At 60.1% G+C, this 19,203-nt stretch carries 19 protein-coding genes; 12 read left to right on the top strand and 7 right to left on the bottom strand.

Features of this window, described 5'->3' with window-relative positions:
- Position 1 precedes the first annotated feature (1 nt).
- Both paaE and ABIC78_RS18730 read left to right on the top strand, forming a co-directional pair.
- Complete coding sequence (gene paaE, locus ABIC78_RS18735) at positions 2-1,078, top strand: 1,2-phenylacetyl-CoA epoxidase subunit PaaE (protein WP_169042228.1); 1,077 nt, start codon at positions 2-4, stop codon at positions 1,076-1,078.
- Entirely contained in the window at positions 1,071-1,853 is a 783-nt protein-coding gene (locus tag ABIC78_RS18730) for an enoyl-CoA hydratase-related protein (RefSeq protein WP_354491314.1), read from the top strand. The genes paaE and ABIC78_RS18730 overlap by 8 nt, the downstream gene beginning before the upstream one ends.
- A 63-nt stretch (positions 1,854-1,916) precedes the next feature.
- Here ABIC78_RS18730 and ABIC78_RS18725 read toward each other — a convergent pair whose 3' ends face one another.
- Together ABIC78_RS18725 and ABIC78_RS18720 are read right to left on the bottom strand one after the other, a co-directional pair.
- Positions 1,917-2,510, bottom strand: coding sequence for a TetR/AcrR family transcriptional regulator (locus ABIC78_RS18725; protein ID WP_169042230.1), 594 nt, complete (start codon positions 2,508-2,510; stop codon positions 1,917-1,919).
- Positions 2,511-2,625: 115 nt separating this feature from the next.
- Positions 2,626-3,249, bottom strand: a complete 624-nt coding sequence (locus ABIC78_RS18720) for a TetR/AcrR family transcriptional regulator (RefSeq protein WP_354491311.1) — start codon at positions 3,247-3,249, stop codon at positions 2,626-2,628.
- Positions 3,250-3,427: 178 nt separating this feature from the next.
- On the opposite strand from ABIC78_RS18720, the gene ABIC78_RS18715 reads away from it, so the two are divergent.
- The 9 genes from ABIC78_RS18715 (at position 3,428) to ABIC78_RS18675 (ending at position 11,983) form a co-directional block, all read left to right on the top strand.
- Positions 3,428-5,647: a TonB-dependent receptor gene (locus tag ABIC78_RS18715; RefSeq protein ID WP_354491309.1), complete on the top strand. Its 2,220-nt coding sequence runs from the start codon at positions 3,428-3,430 to the stop codon at positions 5,645-5,647.
- A gap of 19 nt (positions 5,648-5,666) precedes the next feature.
- On the top strand, positions 5,667-7,640 hold the full coding sequence (locus ABIC78_RS18710; RefSeq protein ID WP_169041825.1) for an NAD(P)-binding protein: 1,974 nt from the start codon (positions 5,667-5,669) through the stop codon (positions 7,638-7,640).
- Positions 7,641-7,667: 27 nt separating this feature from the next.
- Positions 7,668-8,228, top strand: a complete 561-nt coding sequence (locus ABIC78_RS18705; RefSeq protein WP_354491307.1) for a Cif family virulence factor — start codon at positions 7,668-7,670, stop codon at positions 8,226-8,228.
- A gap of 62 nt (positions 8,229-8,290) precedes the next feature.
- The gene (locus tag ABIC78_RS18700) at positions 8,291-9,442 is read left to right on the top strand and encodes an amine dehydrogenase large subunit (RefSeq protein WP_354491305.1); all 1,152 of its coding nucleotides are present in this window, start codon (positions 8,291-8,293) and stop codon (positions 9,440-9,442) included.
- A complete protein-coding gene (locus tag ABIC78_RS18695) occupies positions 9,435-9,998 on the top strand; it encodes a MauE/DoxX family redox-associated membrane protein (RefSeq protein WP_354491303.1) in 564 nt (187 codons plus the stop codon). The genes ABIC78_RS18700 and ABIC78_RS18695 overlap by 8 nt, the downstream gene beginning before the upstream one ends.
- A complete protein-coding gene (locus ABIC78_RS18690; protein ID WP_354491301.1) occupies positions 9,995-10,624 on the top strand; it encodes a redoxin family protein in 630 nt (209 codons plus the stop codon). Before ABIC78_RS18695 ends, ABIC78_RS18690 begins: the two co-directional genes overlap by 4 nt.
- A complete protein-coding gene (locus ABIC78_RS18685; protein ID WP_169041821.1) occupies positions 10,621-11,118 on the top strand; it encodes a methylamine dehydrogenase light chain in 498 nt (165 codons plus the stop codon). Before ABIC78_RS18690 ends, ABIC78_RS18685 begins: the two co-directional genes overlap by 4 nt.
- 11 nt (positions 11,119-11,129) lie before the next feature.
- A complete protein-coding gene (locus tag ABIC78_RS18680; protein WP_354491299.1) occupies positions 11,130-11,579 on the top strand; it encodes a c-type cytochrome in 450 nt (149 codons plus the stop codon).
- A gap of 20 nt (positions 11,580-11,599) precedes the next feature.
- The gene (locus tag ABIC78_RS18675) at positions 11,600-11,983 is read left to right on the top strand and encodes a c-type cytochrome (protein ID WP_354491297.1); all 384 of its coding nucleotides are present in this window, start codon (positions 11,600-11,602) and stop codon (positions 11,981-11,983) included.
- Between the two features lie 159 nt (positions 11,984-12,142).
- Here the strand turns inward: ABIC78_RS18675 and ABIC78_RS18670 are convergent, their stop codons facing one another.
- Positions 12,143-13,252 carry a histone deacetylase-like amidohydrolase gene (locus ABIC78_RS18670; protein ID WP_354491295.1) on the bottom strand — a complete coding sequence of 370 codons (1,110 nt, stop codon included), beginning with the start codon at positions 13,250-13,252 and terminating at the stop codon, positions 12,143-12,145.
- A gap of 220 nt (positions 13,253-13,472) precedes the next feature.
- Here ABIC78_RS18670 and ABIC78_RS18665 point away from each other — a divergent pair, with 220 nt between their 5' ends.
- On the top strand, positions 13,473-14,447 hold the full coding sequence (locus tag ABIC78_RS18665; protein WP_354491293.1) for a helix-turn-helix domain-containing protein: 975 nt from the start codon (positions 13,473-13,475) through the stop codon (positions 14,445-14,447).
- Between the two features lie 29 nt (positions 14,448-14,476).
- Here the strand turns inward: ABIC78_RS18665 and ABIC78_RS18660 are convergent, their stop codons facing one another.
- From ABIC78_RS18660 to ABIC78_RS18645, 4 genes are read right to left on the bottom strand one after another with little or no spacing between them, the layout of a single operon-like run.
- Positions 14,477-15,448: a CobW family GTP-binding protein gene (locus ABIC78_RS18660; protein ID WP_354491291.1), complete on the bottom strand. Its 972-nt coding sequence runs from the start codon at positions 15,446-15,448 to the stop codon at positions 14,477-14,479.
- 5 nt (positions 15,449-15,453) lie between these two features.
- The gene (locus ABIC78_RS18655) at positions 15,454-17,814 is read right to left on the bottom strand and encodes a TonB-dependent receptor (RefSeq protein ID WP_354491289.1); all 2,361 of its coding nucleotides are present in this window, start codon (positions 17,812-17,814) and stop codon (positions 15,454-15,456) included.
- A 57-nt stretch (positions 17,815-17,871) separates the two neighbouring features.
- A complete protein-coding gene (locus ABIC78_RS18650; RefSeq protein WP_354491287.1) occupies positions 17,872-18,267 on the bottom strand; it encodes a nuclear transport factor 2 family protein in 396 nt (131 codons plus the stop codon).
- Positions 18,260-19,144 (bottom strand): amidohydrolase family protein, encoded by an 885-nt coding sequence (locus ABIC78_RS18645; protein ID WP_354491285.1) that lies wholly within the window; start codon positions 19,142-19,144, stop codon positions 18,260-18,262. Before ABIC78_RS18645 ends, ABIC78_RS18650 begins: the two co-directional genes overlap by 8 nt.
- Between the last annotated feature and the right edge of the window lie 59 nt (positions 19,145-19,203).

Here is a 19,203-nt window from a genome sequence, read left to right as displayed (position 1 = left end):
CATGTCCTCTTCGTTTCACACGCTCGAAGTTGCCGAGGTCAGACGCGAGACGTCTGAGGCGATTTCGATGAGGCTGGCACTGCCGGACGAGCTTGCCAACGCATTCCGCTTCACGCCGGGCCAGCACCTGACCCTGCGCGCCGTGATTGACGGCGAGGACGTGCGCCGCAGTTATTCGATTTGCTCGGCACCGACCGATGGCGAACTGCGTGTTGCGATCAAGCAAGTCCAGGGCGGTCGTTTCTCGACTTGGGCCAACGCCACGCTCAGCGCCGGTGACAAGATCGAAGTCATGGCGCCGCACGGCAGTTTCACCTGGACGTTCGATCCGTCGCGTACGGGGACCTACGTCGGGTTTGCCGCAGGATCGGGGATCACGCCGATTATGTCGTTGTTGAAAACCGCACTGACAATGGAGCCGCACAGCCGCTTTCTGTTGTTTTACGGCAATCGCAACACGCAGGATGTCATCTTTCTCGAGCAGCTCGCAGCATTGAAGGACCGTTTCCTCGGGCGCCTCGCGGTCCACCATTTCCTGACCGCCGAGGAAGGCGATTTCGACATTCTCAACGGCCGGATCGATGCTGCCAAGATCGATGAAATCCTTTCCCTGCTGGTAGATCCTGCGTCGCTCGATGCAGCGTTCGTGTGTGGGCCGGGCGCCATGATGGATGCGGTGGAGCAGGGCCTTGCTAAAGCGGGCGTTCCGGCCGACCGGGTCTTGGTCGAACGCTTTACGGCAGCCGATATGAGCGACGCCCAGCGGCAAGCCGTTAGGGAATTGGAACGGCAGGCCGAAGGCCGCACAATGCGCGTTTCGATCGACGGCCGGCGCCGCACGATCGCCTACAAGGCAGAAAACGGTTCAATTTTGGAAAATGCCCGCGCCGCCGGCTTGCCCGCGCCGTTCGCGTGCAAGGCCGGTGTCTGCGCGACTTGTCGCGCGCGGGTGGTCGCCGGCGAGGTAGAAATGTTCCAGAATTTCGGGCTGACCGAAAAGGAAGTGGAACAGGGCTATATCCTCACCTGTCAGGCCATCCCGCTCAGCGACGATGTAGAGCTTGATTACGATGCCTGATGAAGCACCACTGGTCATCACAGAGCGTTCCTCCGACGGCGTCCTGCTCGTGCGCCTTAATCGGCCCGAAAGGCGCAATGCGCTCTCCACGCCAGTGCTTATGGCGCTGGTCGCGGCGTTGAACACCGCCACGGCAGATCCCAGCGTGGGGGCGGTCGTGGTGACGGGAAACGAGACGGTGTTCGCGGCCGGCGCCGACATCGACGAACTGGCCCAGGCTTCGAGCGAAGACGATGTGGAAAGTCCTCGCTTCCTCGCCTGGCAGGAGATTAGGGGCTTTACCAAGCCGTTGCTGGCAGCGGTCGAGGGCTGGTGCCTCGGCGCCGGCTGTGAGCTGGCGATGTGCTGCGATATCATCGTTGCGGGCAAAGACGCGCGCTTCGGACAGCCAGAAACCAATCTGGCGATCATGCCCGGCGCAGGCGGTACGGTCACGCTGCCCCGCCGCATCGGTCAGCAGTTGGCCATGCTGATGGTGCTAACCGGAGCGCCGATCACCGCGCAGGACGCGCGCGATTGTGGGCTCATTGCGCTGGTAACGGAAACGGGCCAGGCGTTGGAACGGGCACTCGGATTGGCGACCACGATCGCCGCACGCGCGCCGGTCGCCATCCGGGCGGCCAAGGCCAGCATCAAGCTGGCCACCGCGCTTACCGAACAAGCGCATCTGCACCGTGAACGCGAAATCTACCTTGCGCTATTGGGCAGTGCAGACAAGGCCGAGGGCATTCGCGCGTTCAAGGAAAAACGCGCTGCTGTGTGGACCGGACGCTGATCGCGCCCTGCTGCCACGGCGTCACGGCCGCGGCAGCCATTCATGCGAACATCATTGCACTGGTCAATCCGCCACGACGGCGCGCTTGACCATTGTCACCGCCAGCCGGGAGATCTCGTCCGGGGAGATCGGCCCGGCTGGATCGTACCAGTTGCCAGTCCAGTTGATCATCCCGAACAACAGCATGGTCAAAGCGCGTGCCTTGCCGTGCTCGTTTTTCAGTTGCGGATGGATATCGACCAGCCAGGCCTGTACCGCATCGACGATGCGGCGCTGCTTGGCAATGATTTCCCGGCGGGCATCCGTGGGCAGATTGTCCAACTCATCCAGTAGCACAGACTGGTGTGCGGCCGCCCCCACGTAATCAGCCATGAATGCCTTGATCAGCCGATCGAGCTTTGCCTCGCTGGTGCCCGGTGCTGCCTGCACGTCCTCCAGATTGTCGATCAGCCGATCAATGTGCGACGACATGACCCCTTGAAGGACGTCCTCCTTGGACGGGAAGTAGTGATACAGCAAAGATTTCGATGCATCGCATGCGCGTGCGATGTCCATCACCGACGTGCCCAGAAAACCCTTCGATGCAAACAGCTCGGCTGCCTTGTTGATGATCGTTTCGCGCCGTTCTTGATAATCCGCCGCTTGCGTCCGAGCCATGCGTTCTCCTCCACTGCCAGTCGCCACGGCTTTAGCAGCGTGGCAACAGAGGTCAAATCGTGCTCGCGGCCAATCCCTCAGCCCCGATTCGCATCGTCGGCTAGGCAGCAGCGCCTTACGTCGGCCGGGATAGCGACATCAGTACGGGAGGGATATAAATGGAAAGGTAGGCGATCGACGCACTCACTGCTTCATTTTCGTATTCATCCGAAATTTCTCCACATCTCATCACTGAAAGGCCGAAAAATAGATCAGCTATTTCGATTGCGTGGTAAAATTTTCCTTCAGGATCATTTATCTCTGGAATGACAAAGCGATCAGAAACCATTCCCAGTAACTGATTAGCGAGAAGGACGTCGCTTTTACGGTCGCTGAGCTTGACGATGGCAGGGGTATGTGGCCCGATCAGCAACTGGGCTGCATCATAATTCTGGCGGAAGAATTCTGCACCGCTTCGGACATAGGCAGCGACGATCTGGCGCCAATCGCTGGCTTCCACCTTGGCGACGGCTTCCTGGTACGCCAGCAATTCCGCTTCCACCGCCTCGGCTACAGCGTGAAACACGTCCTGGACATCGGCAAAAAAGTGGTAGGCCGAAGCGCGGGGGATTCCGGCCGCGCTGGCGATGTCAGGCAGTGTCAGCTTCTGCATTTCGCGCTCTTTCAGGAGTGCGCGCGCCGTTTCGAGCAATTCGCGCCGACGCTGCCGCCCCCGCGATTGCATTTTCTTCTCAGTCATAGGCCCCTCAGCGCCAAATTTCGACTACAGTCGGGTTTTGGCGTATGATATGCGGTGGTGGAGGGTGGATAGCAGCATTTTGGCTCTTTACAAATCGACGACAGTCTGGCGTTATCCGACCGGTCGGACAATTTAGAAAAGGCCTCAACGGCCGTCCATGGGGGATTTCATGTTGGTAATGGCAATCCGTTCCCGGCGCCTGTCGAGCGCCCTTCTGGCTTCCGGTTTCATCGCGGCACCAGCCCTTGCCCAGGCGGCGCCAGACGCTGTGGCCGCCCATGCCGGCGATAGCGGCGAGATCGTCGTCACCGCGCAAAAGCGCGAGCAGTCGGTCCAGAACACCAGCCTGGCCGTCACCGCCCTGGGCGGGGCCGCGCTGGCATCGGTCGGCCGCCAGGACGTGACTGCCCTGGCCGGCCAGGTCCCCAGCCTCCAGGTCAACCAGTACAGCCCCACGATCACCGTCTTCAATATCCGCGGCGTCTCGCAAAACGACTTTGCCGATTCCCAGGAAGCACCGATCGCCTTCTACAACGACGAAGTCTATGTCGGTGCGCTCGGCGCGATCAGCGGGCAGACCTTCGATCTCCAGCGCGTGGAGATCCTGCGCGGGCCGCAGGGCACCCTGTTCGGTCGCAATGCTACCGGTGGCCTGGTCCAGATCGTCACTGCCAAGCCGACCCGCCAGTTCGAGGGCTTCGGCACGCTGACCATCGGCAGCTATGGCCAGGTCGCCACCGAAGGCGCGGTCAGCGGCCCGCTGAGCGATCATGTCCGCGCCCGCCTGGCGTTCACCAGCAACTATCACGGCGGCTACATCAAGAATGATATCGGCCCCAACCGCGGCGGCAGCAAGTTCTACGGCGGCCGCTTCCAGATCGAGAGCGATGTCGGCGAACAGGGCACCTTGCGCCTCAAGGTGCAATACCTGCGCAACGATCACGAGCGCAGCTCGGGCGCCTACAGCCACGTCGCGCTCGGCGTCAACGCCGATGGCCTGGGCTATGCCCTGCCGGCCAATCAGAACTTCTGGGGCACCTGCAACGGCTGCGACGCGGTGGGGTATCGCGATGCCGACGGCAACCCCTTCACCATTTCGTCCAACACCGACCCGCGCTTCGACCGCACCTACTGGAGCGCCACGCTGCGCTACGAGCAGAAGATCGGCGACGTCGACCTCGTCTCGATCACCGACTACCAGAAGCTCAAGAAGAACTACGGCGAGGACTCGGACATCGGGCCGACCTCGGCCTTCAACTATACCACCGCCCAGGATCTCTACCAGCTCTCCCAGGAACTGCACCTCTCGGGCAAGACCTCCCGCCTGCAGTGGCTGGTCGGCGCCTATGGCATGAAAATCCGCACCGACAACGCCTATGTCGCCGACCTGGCCCAGTCACTCAATCTCGTGACCCATTACGGCGGGCGCCAGAATACCGAAAGCCTCGCCGTGTTCGGCCAGGGCGAGTACGAATTCTCGCCGCTGGTCCACTTCATCCTCGGCGCGCGCTACAGCTGGGACTGGAAGGATTACAACTTCGCTCTCACTGCCTTTGACGGCGCCGGGAACAACCAGGGCACCCAGGCCTTCAACCCCACGCTCTACCCCGCGCTCGCCCGCGAGACCTTCGGCAACTATTCGCTCAAGGCCCAGTTCGACATCCGCCCCGCCAACAACGTCCTGCTCTATGCCGGCGTCAACCGCGGCACCAAAAGCGGCGGCTTCGGCGTCCAGGCCTTCCCCGGCTTCGATCCCAGCACCCTGCCCTATGGCCAGGAAGTCCTCACCAACTACGAGGCCGGCTTCAAGACCCAGCCCCTGCCGGGCATGACTTTCAACGGCTCGATCATCCACAACGACTACAAGAACTACCAGGCCTACACAATCGTCGGCCTCTCCCAGTTCATCACCAACCGCCCGGCCCGCATCAACGGCGTCGAACTCGAACTCGGTGCCCACCCACTCTCCGGCCTCTCGCTGCAGGCCTTCCTCACCTACCTCGATACCAAGGTGCGCAACATCACCCTGCCCGCAGGGCGCGTTACAGACCGAGTCATGCCCCAGGCACCGCGCTGGAGCATCGGCGGGCGCATCCAGTACCAATTCCCCGTCGGACCAGGCGACATCTCGCTCCAGACCGACTGGAAATACGACGACGTCCAGTACTTCTCCACCTTCAACGCACCCATCGATCGCGAACCGCAGCGCGTCGTCGGCAATGCCCGCGTCGCCTTCAAGACCCGCGACACACACTGGGAAATCGCCGCCTTCGTCAACAACCTCACCGACAAATGGTACCGCGTCTACAACCTCGACCTCTCCGGCGCCCTCGGCCTCGGACAGCAGACCTTCGCTACGCCGCGATGGATCGGCGCTTCCATCTCATACAAATTCTGATCTCGAAAGGTGTCGTTCCATGCGTGACAAGGATGCCAAGCCGGCCAAGCGCCCCACCGCCCAGTGGCCGGACATCACCCGCCGCGATTTCGTCGGAAGCACTCTGATTGGCTCTGGTGCGGCACTGCTTTCGGCCAGTGCGCCCGCTATGCAGGTGTCGGCATCCGCGCAAAACAAGGCGCTGCCGATGACCGGCTTGGGCCCTGACTGGACCGGTCCAGGCGGCATCGGCGACTATGCGGGCAAGAACGGTAACACCCACAAGGTGGTCAACGCGGCCCACGGCGAAATCCGCAATGGCTCGCTCGACAAGCGGATCGCCAATGCTCCGGTCGTCGACGATGTCTATGACCTGATCATCGTGGGCGCCGGCATTTCGGGCCTGACGGCCGCGTATGTGTTTACCCACGAGCGCCCCGACGCCCGCATCCTGGTGCTCGATCAGCACGAAATCTTCGGCGGTGAAGCCAAGCAGAACGATTTCGAGGTGGACGGCTATCGCCTCACTGCCCCGCAAGGCTCGACCGGGATCGTGGTGCCGTTCGCCAAGGCGATCGAATCCGGCTTCCCCACCCCGTTCATCAAGGAATTGGGCTTCCCCACGACGTTCACCCACCAGAAGCCGCAGAACCTCACCAAAGACATTCTGATCCCAGAGGACATGTGGTCCCCCATGCATATCGCCTGGGAGCGCGCGGACACCGCCTTCTACTACGAAGGCCATGGCATGGTGAAGAACCCGTGGCGCGACGGTTTTGCCAAGGCGCCGATCTCGGACCGCCTCAAGAAAGCGCTGGTCGACCTCGAATTGTTCCGCACCCCGCCGCGCCGCGATGACTGGGCACAGTGGCTGGATTCCATGTCCTATCGCGACTTCCTGCTCAATGTCGCCAACGTGCCAGCCGATCTGATCGACGATGTCTGCGCATACCTGGATCCGATCATGGCGGCGATGGGCTGTGCGCTGGGCTCGGACATTATCTCTGCCTATTCTGCCTGGAACTACATGATGCCGGGTGTGAACGCCTATTCGCGCTATCTCAATGGTGGCGCTGATCCCACCGATGCAATCTATCTTGCCACGTTCCCGGGGGGGAACACCTATCAGGCCAAGCGCTTCCTCAAGCTGGCCAAGCCCGAAGCGCTGGATGGCGAAGATACACTTTACGGGCTGCAGTACAGCAAGGTGAACTGGGACGCGCTGGATCGCCCAGGCGACAAGTATCGTATGCGGCTCAGTTCCACGGTCTTTTCAGTCGTCCATGAAGGCAAGGCACCCACGGCCAAAATCGTGCGCGTCACCTACGAAAAGGGCGGCAAGCTACAATCCGTGCGTGGGCGCCGGGTGATCTGCGCAGGGCAGCAACATGCCAACAAGCACATCTGCCACGACGTCAGCCCGGCCTATCGCGAGGCGATGAACGCCTTTCAGCATGCGCCGATCCTTACGCTCAACGTCGCACTGCGAAATTGGAAGTTCCTGGAAAACCTCGGCGTTGCGGCGGTCCGCTGGTTCGAAGGGCTGGGCTGGTGGACCAGTCTGCGCCGCAATCTCGTGCTCGATGGCAAGGAGACCCAGCCACTCGACCCGAACAAGCCGGTAGTGCTGACGCAATACATCCCGTTCCTCAATCCCGGCGTGCCGTTCCCCGATCAATGCACCGCGGGCCGAATGCAACTGTTCGGCATGACGTTCGCCGATATCGAGAGCCAGATTCGCGCCCAGTTCACCAAGATGTTTGCACCTTACGGCTTTGACGCCGATCGCGACATCGCAGGGATCATCGCCAATCGGCAGGGTCACGCATATATGTGCGGCTATCCGGGCTTCTATTTCGGCAAGGACGGCAAGAAGCCACCGATGGAAATTCTGCGCGAACCTTTCCATCGCATCGCCTTCAGTCATTCCGAATTGTCGGGCGCGCAGATGTGGGAAACCGCCGTCGAACAAGGCGAGCGCGCAGCCAAGCAGATGCTGGCACTGGCCGACTAAAAACTTTCCCGATCAGGAGCCAATCCAATGACCATTTCACCAAAGGTCGGTCTTTCGCTGCTCGCGGCAGGCCTTTCTGCCATCGTTGTTCCTGCCGCCCATGCGCGCCCTGCTAAGGCCCCGCCAACGGCTGCAACCGAAACGACCACATCCTTCGCAACGATGGGCGACATCCCGGCACCGTCCAAAGCGGAACTTGAGGCATTCCGCAAGGCAACACAGGCCCTCTATACGCTGAAGGAGCAGGCCTTTGCCCAAGGCGCAGCCGATCCGATCGTGAAGCGCTTCTACGCCAACAACGCCCTTTCTGTGACGCCCGAAGGCAAAGTCGAACAAGGCCGCGCCGCGTTCACTGAAACGTACAACAAGATCGTTCCGCAGTATAACGTCAAGGTTGTACCTTACAACACGTATGTAAATGGCAGTGCCGGCTGGGACTGGGCGACCTTTTACGTAACCCCCAAGGACAGTTCCAGCAGCGAAAAGCCCTTCTCGTTCGCCATCCTGTTCCTGTGGACGAAGGTCTCTGGTCGCTGGGTCTGCGCCGGCGACATCTATGTCTTGGGCAGCTTCCAGGCCACCCAATAAAACCTCGCCGGACAGCGGCCCATTTCTGCCGTCTGCAACGTCGTCTCGTTCTGGAGCAATTGATGTTCAAGAAAAGTCTGCTGACACTTGCCTGTGTCCTGGCCTGGAATGCGCCGGCTCGAGCCGAACTCGAGCCGGAGCAACTTGCCGTTGAAAGCCTTCCGGAAACCATGGCGCCCCACTGGGTGTGGGTGAACGAAATCGCCTTCGACCATATGACGGACGGGCGCGCCTATCTGGTCGATGGCGATAGCGGTCGCGTGCTGGGCATGATTAGCGCCGGCTATGGCCATGGGTCGCTGCTTCTTCACCCCTCGGGCAAGTATTTCGCCGTTCCGGCGACCTACTTCTCACGCCACACGCGGGGCGAGCGCAACGATGTCGCCACATTCTACAAGATGACTGATCTGGCCCCTGGCACGGAAGTGGCGCTGCCGCCGAAACGGTACAACGGCATGCCATTCCTGGCGACGAACCGGATGATGCCCGGCGGCCACTTTGCCTTGGTATACAACTTCACGCCGGAGCAGTCCCTGACCGTGCTCGACATGGAAAGCCGCAAAGTCACCGGCGAGTTCGCAACGCCTGGCTGCGGCCTGACCTTTCCGTTTTCGGCCACCAGGTTTTTCCTGCTGTGCTCGGATGGATCGACCCAGCCCGGAACGCTTGATGCCCAGGGCAATATTTCGTTGCAACCGGCCACCCAGCAGCTGTTCCCGACTGACGACCCCGTGACCGAGAAGGGAGTCTGGACCGGCAGCAACTGGCTGTTCTTTTCGCGTGACGGTCAGGTCTTCGTCGTCGGCGAGGCCCAGGGCAAGCCCACTGTGCTGCGCAAGTGGCCACTGGTCCAGTCGGTCCCCGGCCATTGGCGGCCGGGTGGGCAGCAGACCGCCGCCTATCACCAGCCCACCGATACGCTGTTCGTGCTGATGCACCAGGGCGATGCCAATTCACACAAGGATGCCGGCACGGAACTCTGGGTCTACAAGGCATCGGAGGGCAAGCTGTTGCGCCGGATGGATCTGAACGGCGGCGCCACTTCTGTCGCCGTCAGCCAAGACGCGGCCCCGCTGCTCTATACCGCCAATCTCGGTGAAACGCCGCTCAAGATCCGTGACGTGGATACGGGCAAGGTCCGCCGCGAAGTTGGCGGCATCGGCTATTCGATCACTGTGCTGCAGCCGGCCCCTGTGGACACGGGCCATGATTGACAGCTGGGCCCTTCTCACGGGGGAACTGGCATTTGCCGGCCTGTTTCTGGTGTCTGCCGCGGCCAAGCTGGCAAGGTACCAGCAATTCGCAGCGGCAATAGACAGCTACATGTTGGTGCCGATGGCCTTGGTCATGCCAGTGGCGGCCATTCTGACCGGCGCCGAACTGGGCACGGGTTTGGTCCTTTCGGGCTCGATGGTTTCGCCCTTTCCGCTCGGGGTTCCGCGCGTTGCCGCCCTCACCCTCGCTAGCGCCCTGCTTACCGCCTATGCGGCAGCGATGGCAATCAATCTTGTTCGCGGGCGCACAACGCTGGGCTGCGGCTGCGCAGGCTTTTCCAAGGCAGACACGCCAATCAGCAGATCGCTCGTGGTGCGCAATCTCGCACTTGCCTTCGCGGCTTTGGTCCTGGCCCACGGCGGCGCCAACAGCCGCGTGCTGCACATCGCCGATCTGGCTTACGCCGTGGCGGCTGCGGTTACCATACTCGTCCTCTATTCGTCCTTCGCGCAGTACGAGAAGAACCGCGCGATCTTGAAGGGCAGCCCGCGATGAACCAACTCCTTGTCTACGCTGTTGCCCTGCAATGGGTGCTGATGCTGGTCATGGCTGCCATGATGCTCGGCATGCTGCGCCAAATCGGCGTCCTGCACGAACGCCTTCCGGCGGCAGGCGCCCTTACGCTTTCGGGTGGACTGCGCCCCGGTGACAACGTGCCCGCGGCAAGCTATGCCGGGCTGGACGGCGAGACCGTCAGCATCGGCGGCCATGCACCCGACGGTCGAGCGACGCTCTTGTTCTTCCTGTCGCCCACGTGCCCCACCTGCAAGGCAGTCCTACCCAGTATCCTGGGCGTTGCCGGGCAATTCCGCAAGACAACCCGGTTGGTGCTGGCCAGCGACGGAGATGAGCCGCTGCAACGGCGGATGGTCAGCCAGGAAAAGTTGCACGATTACCCGCTCGTCCTGTCGATGGAACTGGGCCGCCAGATGGGGGTGTCCAAGCTGCCTTACGCCGTGCTGGTCGGCAGCGACGGCAAGATCATTGCCAAGGGCCTCGTCAATAACAGTGAGCATGTCGAAAGCTTGTTCGAGGCGCAGCGCCTCGGCGCCGGTTCGATCCAGGAATATCTGGCTGCCCAACGCCATTCCGCAAACGGAGTCGAGGAGTTCGCACAGTGACCAGATTTGATCGCATTTTTGAAAAGATGTCCCGTTCTTCGGCCCGCAATGTGTCGCGCCGCAGCTTTCTCGGCCGCATCTCCACCATTGGCGCCCTCTCGGCGTTGCCCTTGCTGCCCGTTTCCCGCGCCAATGCCAAGCAACCGGGCGAATCCGGCGACCCGCAATCGTGTGACTATTGGCGCTATTGTGCGATCGACGGCTTCCTGTGCTCATGCTGCGGCGGATCGACTTCCACCTGTCCTCCGGGCACCGAGCCATCGCCGATCACCTGGGTTGGCACTTGCAGGAACCCAGTCGACCAGAAGGACTACGTGATTTCCTATAACGATTGTTGCGGCAAATCGGCGTGCGGTCGGTGCCAATGCACGCGCAACGAGCGAGACACCCCAGTGTATATGCCGGCGAGTTCCAACGATATCAATTGGTGCCTCGGTACACAGGTCGGGGTGGTTTACAACTGCTCCACCGCTGTCGTGCTTGGTGCGGCCTGAGGCCAACGGTCATGAACACGCGGATCGTGACTGGCATAGCGATTACCACATTGATCGCGGCGATAGTTTTCGCGCCGGCATCCGGGTATCCGGCTGCCCCGGGCACCAACGGGCGGCGACCGCAAGTGAACTACATGCTCGAATGCCAAGGATGCCACCTGCCCGATGGCGCCGGCATGCCCGGGCGGGTGCCGGCTTTGAAAGGCGAGGTTTCACAATTTCTTGCCGTACCGGGCGGTCGCGCTTTCCTGGTTCAGGTGCCTGGGTCTGCGAACTCCAAGTTGAGCGACGGGGATCTTGCCGATGTACTCAACCTGATCGTCGCGCAGTTCGGCGGGCAAAAGGCCGGCACCTTTGCAATGTTCACTGCCGATGAAGTTGCCAGATACCGAACAACCAAGTTGGCCGATGTTCAGGGAACGCGGGCGAGACTGGTTGCCGCGTTCCCGCGCAGCAAATGACTACCTACGGAGAACCTGAAATGCGATCGACCAAAATTCACACTGCTGCCTTGGCAGTTGTCAGCGGCCTGGTTTCCAGCACCGCCGTTCAAGCCCAAGCTGCCACTCCGGCCGCCCCTGCTGCATTCAACCAGTGCAAGGCATGCCACGTGGTTGCTGCTGGCCAGAAACCCACGATCGGCCCGAACCTGAACAAGGTCTATGGTGCCAAGGCGGGCAAGCGCCCGGGCTACACCTATTCCGCGGCGATGGCCGCAAGCGGCATCACGTGGAATGCCAAGACGCTGGACGCTTTCATCACGGCGCCGCAAAGCGCCGTGAAGGGCACCAAGATGTCATTCTTTGGCGAGAAAGACCCGAGCAAGCGCGCAGCAATCATCGCCTACCTGCAGGGCTTGAAGTAACATCCCGGCAACGCTGGGCGGGTCAAAGGCGTTTTGACCAGATTGAGTTAAATCACCGCTGACCAGAATCCGCTCTGGTTCACATGAATGGTAATGGCGGCGTGGCGCGACTTGATCGCCCGCGCCGCCTCACCAAGCTTGGCTGAACGGGGCCGCGCCCTACGCCAAGCCGAAATGCTGCTGCAATTCTGCGAGCAATTCCTTGTGGAAGGCGATCATGCGGTCATCCGGCTGCCATGCCGAAAAAAAGTCGAGCTCCGGATCGATGACATTGCTGCGATGGCCCGTCATGGCCTCCAAGATGGCAACGCCGCAATAGGGAACATAGGCTTCGGCATAGCCGCCTTCGTGGACCGCCACCAACCGTCCGCCGCACAGACGCGCTGCCGCATCCATCATCAACGCCGTCAGTTCTCGATAGCTGGCACTGTGCAGCAGCATTCGCGCGAGCGGGTCGACAGCATTTGCGTCCAGTCCACTAGCGACGATGATCAGGTCGGGGCTATACTTTTCCAACGCGGGGACGACGATCTTGCGGAAGGCATGAAGATAGGTTTCGTGGCCGCTGCCGGCAGGCAGCGGAATGTTGAGGTTGTACCCCGTTCCCTTGCCTTCGCCACGGTCCTCCGCGCCGCTGTAGCCAGGCGGAAAGCAGCGGTCCTGGTGGACCGAGATTGTGAGCACGTCAGAGCGGTCGTAATAGATCGATTGCGTGCCATTGCCGTGGTGAACGTCCCAGTCCACTACCGCGACACGCTCCACGCCGAATTCCGCCTTGGCAGCCTCGATGGCGATTGGAATGTTGGCCAAGAGACAAAACCCCATCGGACGGTCGGCCAGGCAGTGGTGACCGGCAGGGCGACATAGCGCATAGGCATTGTCGAACTCGCCGTTCAGCACTGCCCGCGTCGCAGATTTGGCAAGCCCGGCAGAAACTTGCGCAATTTCGAAGCCGCCTTGGCTGAACGGTGCCAAGTCTCCCAGATCGCCTCCGCCGGCATCACTGGCCGTCTTGAAAGCGTCAAGGTAGCGGCGTGGATGGACCCGCAGCAAATCCTCCATAATGGCGGGCGACGACGAGGGAAACGCGACCTTCGTTGCAAGATCGGACGCCTTGAGGAGGTTGAGTATACGACGCTTCGATTCCGGGGTGTCCGCGCCAACCGACCCTGCCGGAGGCTGCACCCAGCGACCGATCGGGAGGAACAACGCCTGCACCCCAGTGCTGTGCCAGAATGTCAGTTCGTCAGAGAAAAAGGCTGTGCTCATCGCTGCTCCCATTTCTTGTGCAACACTGCGCCAAATCGCGCCCTGCGGCTGCGGTGACACCGCACTACGCCACCCCCTTCGGGCACGCTGTGTCCGCGCTGCCAGGCATTGGGTGAGCGTGCCAAAAAAGTATATCGAACGGCCGCGATCCGAACACCAACTGTTGAATTAACCAACCAGTCGGTCATACTGCAATCAAGTTTCGCAGTCGGAAGCTCACATGGCGCACAGACATCGCAGCGGAGACACCACCCAGCCCACCGATTTCGGCAGCAGCATCGCCGTAGCGAACGACGGATCGTCAGCCGGTCTGTCGGAATTCGAAGCGGCACTCTCAGCCGAATATGGACAGCACACAGCAACAGCGCGCGCTGCCCACTATTGCGCGCGGTTTGCCAAGCCGCGCTTCGGCCCCTTCGAGGTGGGCGTCGCTGCGGGACGCTCGTTTGCTTGGACCCGCAAGCGCGCAGGCCTTGCGGAACGCTGGCATGAGAACATCTTTCTCGTCCATCAACTCGATGGCAGATCGACCGTCAACCACGCCGGGCGATCGGTGGATATGCGCCCATGCGATATGACGCTCATTGATCCCATCGGCCCCTGTGACTTCGAGTTCAATGGCCATGGAACGCTCGTGTCCTACGGCTTTCCAAGACGCCATTTGAACAATATCAACCTGCCTTCCGATGCCGTGATCGCACGTCGGATTAATGGCTCCGATGGCTTCGGGCTCATCTTGTCATCTTATCTGTCCTCAATGTTGGCAGTCAAAGCTGATTTCGACCAGACAGACATGGATATTCTTTCAGGCATCGTATTCAAGATGCTTGACCGTTACCAGAACAATGGCGGATTCCAGCAATCCCAACCAGCGGCTTGCAGCAAATTGGAAAGACTGCGCGAATGGGCCATTGAAAATCTGGCATTGGCCCAGATCACCCCCGAGGTCATGGCCAGAGCCTGCGCCGTCTCGCGCAGGAAGCTCTATAGATTGTTCGAAGACACTGGTATGACACCCCAGCACTGGCTCTGGCAGCTACGGTTGGAAGTCGCCCACCAACGCCTGCAACGACACGACGGGCGCACCATCACAGACATCGCCTTCAGTGTCGGTTTCAACGATGCCGCTCATTTTTCACGGGCGTTTCGCAATGCGTTCGGCACGAGTCCGAGTGCGATCCGCAAAACATCCTGAGCGGTGCGTATTTCGGGTCAGAATTTGCTCTAGGTCAGCGCGGCGAGGAAATCCGCTCGAATGGCGCTCGCAGCATCGTTCTCGGCAATGAACACGATCGTCGTGCACCTTTCACCGGCTGCCCAGTTACGCATGGCAAGTGGCGGTGAGAAAACATCGCGCACACCCTGAACCAAGATGGGCCGGTCGATCTCCGCGATCCGACAAACGCCTTTGGTCCGCAGCAAAGCACCAGAATATTGCTTCGCCACCCGGTCGAGCGCCATCGCGATTTCCCCCCACGATCTGGTCTCTTGGATGGTTATTGATGCCGTCGAAACCGGAAGCGCGTGTCCATCCTGAGTGTCGCCTTTTCGCCCGAGGCGCTCCAGCACGGGCTGGAATGGGATCGGCGCGGGCGCAAGGAACACCGCCGCCTCGCATGCGCCCTGGGTCACGAACAACAACTCGGCCAGCGGATTGAGTTGGCTGATGCTGTCAAGCGTGCAACTCCACGATCCTTCGTCAGCGATATCCGATTTGGTCACCACGATCCGGTCTGCCGCAATCGCTTGTTCACGCGCCTCCAACGAGCTTTGCAGGGTCAAAGGGCCGAACACGCCATCAACGCAACTGATCACCGAATGCAGGAAGAAGGTCTGCCTGATCCAGGCATCGCAGCTGAGCAAGCGAATGATCGAAACTGGCCTGGCAATGCCTGTCGTCTCAATCACCACCCGCTCGAACTGCGGAATATCGCCGCGCTCGGCGCGCAGTGAAAGATTTCGCAGTGCCATGCCAAGATCGCCGCGAATGCTGCAACACACGCAGCCGCCATCGAGCAGCACGACAGGTTCCGTCCCTTCAGACTCTGCCAGAACGAGTTGGTCGATCCCTATCTCTCCTACCTCGTTGACCAGCAGGGCCGTGCGCGCGAACGCCGGGTCCCTCAACAATTGCGACAGCAAAGTCGTCTTGCCCGAGCCAAGATAGCCAGTGAGGAGAAGGATGGGGATCGCCATGTCGATCAATACCTGTAGGAGAGAGTCAGGCCGATGGTACGCGGCCGGAACGTGACCGACCGGAACAGCGACGAGGTCCGCGATTCATGCGCCAGAGACAACGCCTTGTTGTTGTTGAAGACATTGTTGGCGAATACCGACACATCAATGCCGGAAAGACGCGTTCCGAGACGCACGTTAGCAAGATGATATTCCGGCAGGCCGTAGTAGGCCGGATCATAGCTCACGTCCTGCGGATTGTTTCCTGCAACGTTGCGAGGGTCACCCGATTGGTACTGGTAATCGATCCGAGCGTACGATTGCGCCCCGGCCACTTCGAAATCGTATTGCCCGGATGCGGTCACCTGCCATGGCGATCCCGGCAGGCGATCGCCCGCAGAACTGACGGCGAGAGCCTGGTTAGCTCCGGCCGCACTGGCATAGACCGTATTGCGGAACTCGGCGTGGGTGTAGGCCGCCGCTAGGCTCAGCACAAGATGGTCGACCGGACGCGCCTCGATCTGGATATCACCACCACGAATGCGCGCCGACCCCAGGTTCGCCACGAAGTTGTCGGCACAGGCCGGCAACAGAACCGTCTGCTGAATATTCTTCCAGTCGATCTGGTAGACACTGCTATTAACGCGCAGTCGACCGCCGGCGAACGTATTCTTTGCACCCAGTTCATAGTTCCAGACCGAATCCGATTCGAACGTGACTGGATTGGTGTCCAGGCCCAGTGACGCGAGATCTGACCTGCAGGTGTTCGGCACGCGCGGATTGTAGCCGCCGATACGGAAACCCTTCGACGCAGTTAGATAGACATTATTTTCCCGGTCGAAGTTATAAACCAGACTGAATTTGGGTGTGAACGGGTTGCCGCTGATTGCCCCGGAACTGGTCAACGGCATAGCACTGCCGACAACCGGACCATACTTGGTGGAGGTGCCATTGAACTCGGTATGGGCCCAGCGCAGGCCGGCGACAATCTTGAGCTTTGGGGTTACCTTGAAATCCACCTGCCCAAACGCCGCAAGTTGCTTGTCGATCGCCTGGTAGGGATCTTGGACGTAGATGGAATCCCCATTCACCAATCCGGTTCCGAAAATCGACGCAAAGTTCAGCCCGGTCTGCGCTTCGAAAAAGCTGGGCAGGAATGCGGCGGGAACATTCTGATAAGCGATCTGCTTGCTGTGCTGGTAGAAACCGCCAATTACCCAAGTAAGGCGGCTGTCGGCCGGGCCATTCGACTGCAGGCGCACTTCCTGCGTGAACGATTTCTGGGTGTTGACGTAGTCAGACGGGCTCACCGCGCCGTCGGGATAGTAGGGATTGCCGACGAACAGGGCGCTGTCGAGGCTGGTGTAGTCGCTGGTGGCACGTTGCTGACGATCAAGGTATGCCGTGCTCGAAATTGCAGTGACCGACCCGAGGTCTGCCTCGATCTTCAAGGAAGGAAGCGTGAACCGGTCACGGTTCGGCGAGGCGATCGCGTTGCCGCTGTTGAACCGACCAACCGCTGGATCTGACAGTTGCACCCAATACGCATCGCCGTCATTCTTGACCGTCTTCTGGAAAAACACCGCCGGCGTGATTGTAAGACTATCGGTGGGTTTGAAGGTCAGCGCGGCTCTGGCTACGATGACATCGCTGCGGTTGGCGTTCTTGTCTTGCACCGCACCGGTGCGATAGTTCACTCGATCGACATATCCGCCATCGCGCCGGTGCGAAATCGACACGCGGAATCCGATCTTGTCAGTCACCAGCGGACCGCCGAGCGACAGGCCCTCTTCGTAGCTTAGCCCACCCGCCTTGGTAGTAGCGATTTCGCCCCGGGCATAAGCGCTGAACTTATCCATGCTTGGTTGCGGCAGGATGAAGCGGATGGTGCCGCCTTCGGACCCAGCGCCAAACAGCGTGCCCTGCGGCCCTCGCAGCACTTCCACGCGCTCCAGGTCGAAGATTTGCGGGTACGCATTGCCACCACTATAGCCCAGGCTGCGTATCTGGATCGGGGTATCGTCGATATAGACGCCGGTAGTTCCGGCACCTGAGGTTGAACTTACGCCGCGAATGGCGATGTCAGTGTTGCTGCTAGACCTGGTATTGTAGGCCGAGAAGTTCACGCCTGGCGCAAAGCGCGAGAGATCCTGCATATTGCGCACGCCCCGCGAATCCAGACTTTCGCGGCCTAGCGCCGTAATGCTGATAGGCACTTGCTGGACCGATTCACTGCGCCTCTGCGCGGTGACCACGATTTCGCCCGACGGCGCGGTCTCGGCTGCACCGGATGCACCGCTGTCTTGAGCCGGAACCGACTGAGCGATCGCCGCGCTGCCCCCCATTGTCGTTGCCAGCAATATAGATAGAAATTTTGATTTGCTCATTTTTCAATCCCCCATTTCAATTTATTTTAAATTAAAATCTAATTTTTATATTTGGATTTAATTGAGCTCATTTGCTTGGAAAGACACGATTGAATTGACACGCCATTGGCCATCACGGCGAATCCAGCAAAACAGGACCCTAAACGTCCATGGTTTTTCGTCATTATCGCGCGGCATCACCGGATAATTGACAAAATCCCATCCCGCATCCCCGCAAACAAACGTCTTCACCGGTTCGATCGCGACAAGGTAATTCCTGGTTACCACCTCGAAGAACGGCCGCATTTCTGCTGAACCATTGAGCTCGGGATAGCCTTGAGCCGCCCAGAGAGCATCTTTAGTGAAAAACTTATCAAAAAGAGGTTCTGGATTACGGTCTTGAAAGCACTTGCAGTGCAGGTCATACTTTTTTCGCAGTACAACTCTGAATTTATCAAGATCTTTTTCAGACACAGCTTACGACCTCCAAATCTCTATATACGATTCTTCCCTCAAACACTGTAACAAGTACCTTGGTATCCCCGACCTGATCGGTGGGTATCTCGAACAGATTTCGATCGAGGATGATGAAGTCGGCCGATTTTCCCGCCGCAAGAGTGCCGATCTTGTGATCCAGTCCGACTGCACGCGCACCGGACAGGGTCATCATCTCGAGTGCGGTTTCCAGCGAAACAGATTCCGAGCCTCTTTCCAGCATGCCTTGCAAAGCGGGGAAAAGATTGGGGTTTTCGGTGATGATCCAATCTGAACCGACGGTCATGTGGGTGCCAAGACCGTGCATCGTGGCAAAGGTGTAGCCCGTATCCAGCACCGCGAATTCGGGTGTCTTGAGGTGCCAGATTGCCGGCGAGAACTCGGCGATGACATTCAACTGAGCAAAGCGCGGGCGATCGTCGGGATGAATGAATGTGCAGTGGGCAATTTCCTGTGGGCGCATGCTGGCACCATCGGTTTTGCGCAGCTTCTCGATAGCATTGAGCGCGGTTCTGATCGCCCCTTCCCCGGCACAATGCATCTTGAGCAGAACACCCTCGCGGTCATAACGAACCAGCGCGGCGGTCAGGTCTTCTTCCGATATCTGGATACGGCTCGGGTCGATCTGACCATCGACCAGCGGCGCCTCGGTGAAATGGGGCGGCAGTGGCGCACCGTCGATCCAGCATTTCACGAAGTCGGTATGGACGTGCGGGCTTGCAAAATCCTTCCGCTGGGCAATCAGACGCTCGAGATCTTCTTCCGAAGCGCCGCGGGCAAAACCCTCTTCCTGCCAAACCAGGTGCGCCGTCACGCGCATCTGTCGCGCGACGATCTGGATGAGAAAGCGCGACAATCAAGATGAGAATCCGGTGTGTCGGGACCGGCGCAGGGCGTAGCCCGTAGCCGGTCCCG

The organism is Novosphingobium sp. 1529 (assembly GCF_040544855.1).
Classification (GTDB): Bacteria; Pseudomonadota; Alphaproteobacteria; order Sphingomonadales; family Sphingomonadaceae; genus Novosphingobium; species Novosphingobium capsulatum.
This window is presented reverse-complemented; position numbering and strand designations above follow the sequence as displayed.

What these genes read in the sequence shown, in the direction of transcription:
- paaE (WP_169042228.1), top strand. Translation starts at nt 2, where the DNA reads ATGTCCTCTTCGTTTCACACGCTCGAAGTTGCCGAGGTCAGACGCGAG.
- ABIC78_RS18730 (WP_354491314.1), top strand. Translation starts at nt 1,071, where the DNA reads ATGCCTGATGAAGCACCACTGGTCATCACAGAGCGTTCCTCCGACGGC.
- ABIC78_RS18725 (WP_169042230.1), bottom strand. Translation starts at nt 2,510, where the DNA reads ATGGCTCGGACGCAAGCGGCGGATTATCAAGAACGGCGCGAAACGATC.
- ABIC78_RS18720 (WP_354491311.1), bottom strand. Translation starts at nt 3,249, where the DNA reads ATGACTGAGAAGAAAATGCAATCGCGGGGGCGGCAGCGTCGGCGCGAA.
- ABIC78_RS18715 (WP_354491309.1), top strand. Translation starts at nt 3,428, where the DNA reads ATGGCAATCCGTTCCCGGCGCCTGTCGAGCGCCCTTCTGGCTTCCGGT.
- ABIC78_RS18710 (WP_169041825.1), top strand. Translation starts at nt 5,667, where the DNA reads ATGCGTGACAAGGATGCCAAGCCGGCCAAGCGCCCCACCGCCCAGTGG.
- ABIC78_RS18705 (WP_354491307.1), top strand. Translation starts at nt 7,668, where the DNA reads ATGACCATTTCACCAAAGGTCGGTCTTTCGCTGCTCGCGGCAGGCCTT.
- ABIC78_RS18700 (WP_354491305.1), top strand. Translation starts at nt 8,291, where the DNA reads ATGTTCAAGAAAAGTCTGCTGACACTTGCCTGTGTCCTGGCCTGGAAT.
- ABIC78_RS18695 (WP_354491303.1), top strand. Translation starts at nt 9,435, where the DNA reads ATGATTGACAGCTGGGCCCTTCTCACGGGGGAACTGGCATTTGCCGGC.
- ABIC78_RS18690 (WP_354491301.1), top strand. Translation starts at nt 9,995, where the DNA reads ATGAACCAACTCCTTGTCTACGCTGTTGCCCTGCAATGGGTGCTGATG.
- ABIC78_RS18680 (WP_354491299.1), top strand. Translation starts at nt 11,130, where the DNA reads ATGAACACGCGGATCGTGACTGGCATAGCGATTACCACATTGATCGCG.
- ABIC78_RS18675 (WP_354491297.1), top strand. Translation starts at nt 11,600, where the DNA reads ATGCGATCGACCAAAATTCACACTGCTGCCTTGGCAGTTGTCAGCGGC.
- ABIC78_RS18670 (WP_354491295.1), bottom strand. Translation starts at nt 13,252, where the DNA reads ATGAGCACAGCCTTTTTCTCTGACGAACTGACATTCTGGCACAGCACT.
- ABIC78_RS18665 (WP_354491293.1), top strand. Translation starts at nt 13,473, where the DNA reads ATGGCGCACAGACATCGCAGCGGAGACACCACCCAGCCCACCGATTTC.
- ABIC78_RS18660 (WP_354491291.1), bottom strand. Translation starts at nt 15,448, where the DNA reads ATGGCGATCCCCATCCTTCTCCTCACTGGCTATCTTGGCTCGGGCAAG.
- ABIC78_RS18655 (WP_354491289.1), bottom strand. Translation starts at nt 17,814, where the DNA reads ATGAGCAAATCAAAATTTCTATCTATATTGCTGGCAACGACAATGGGG.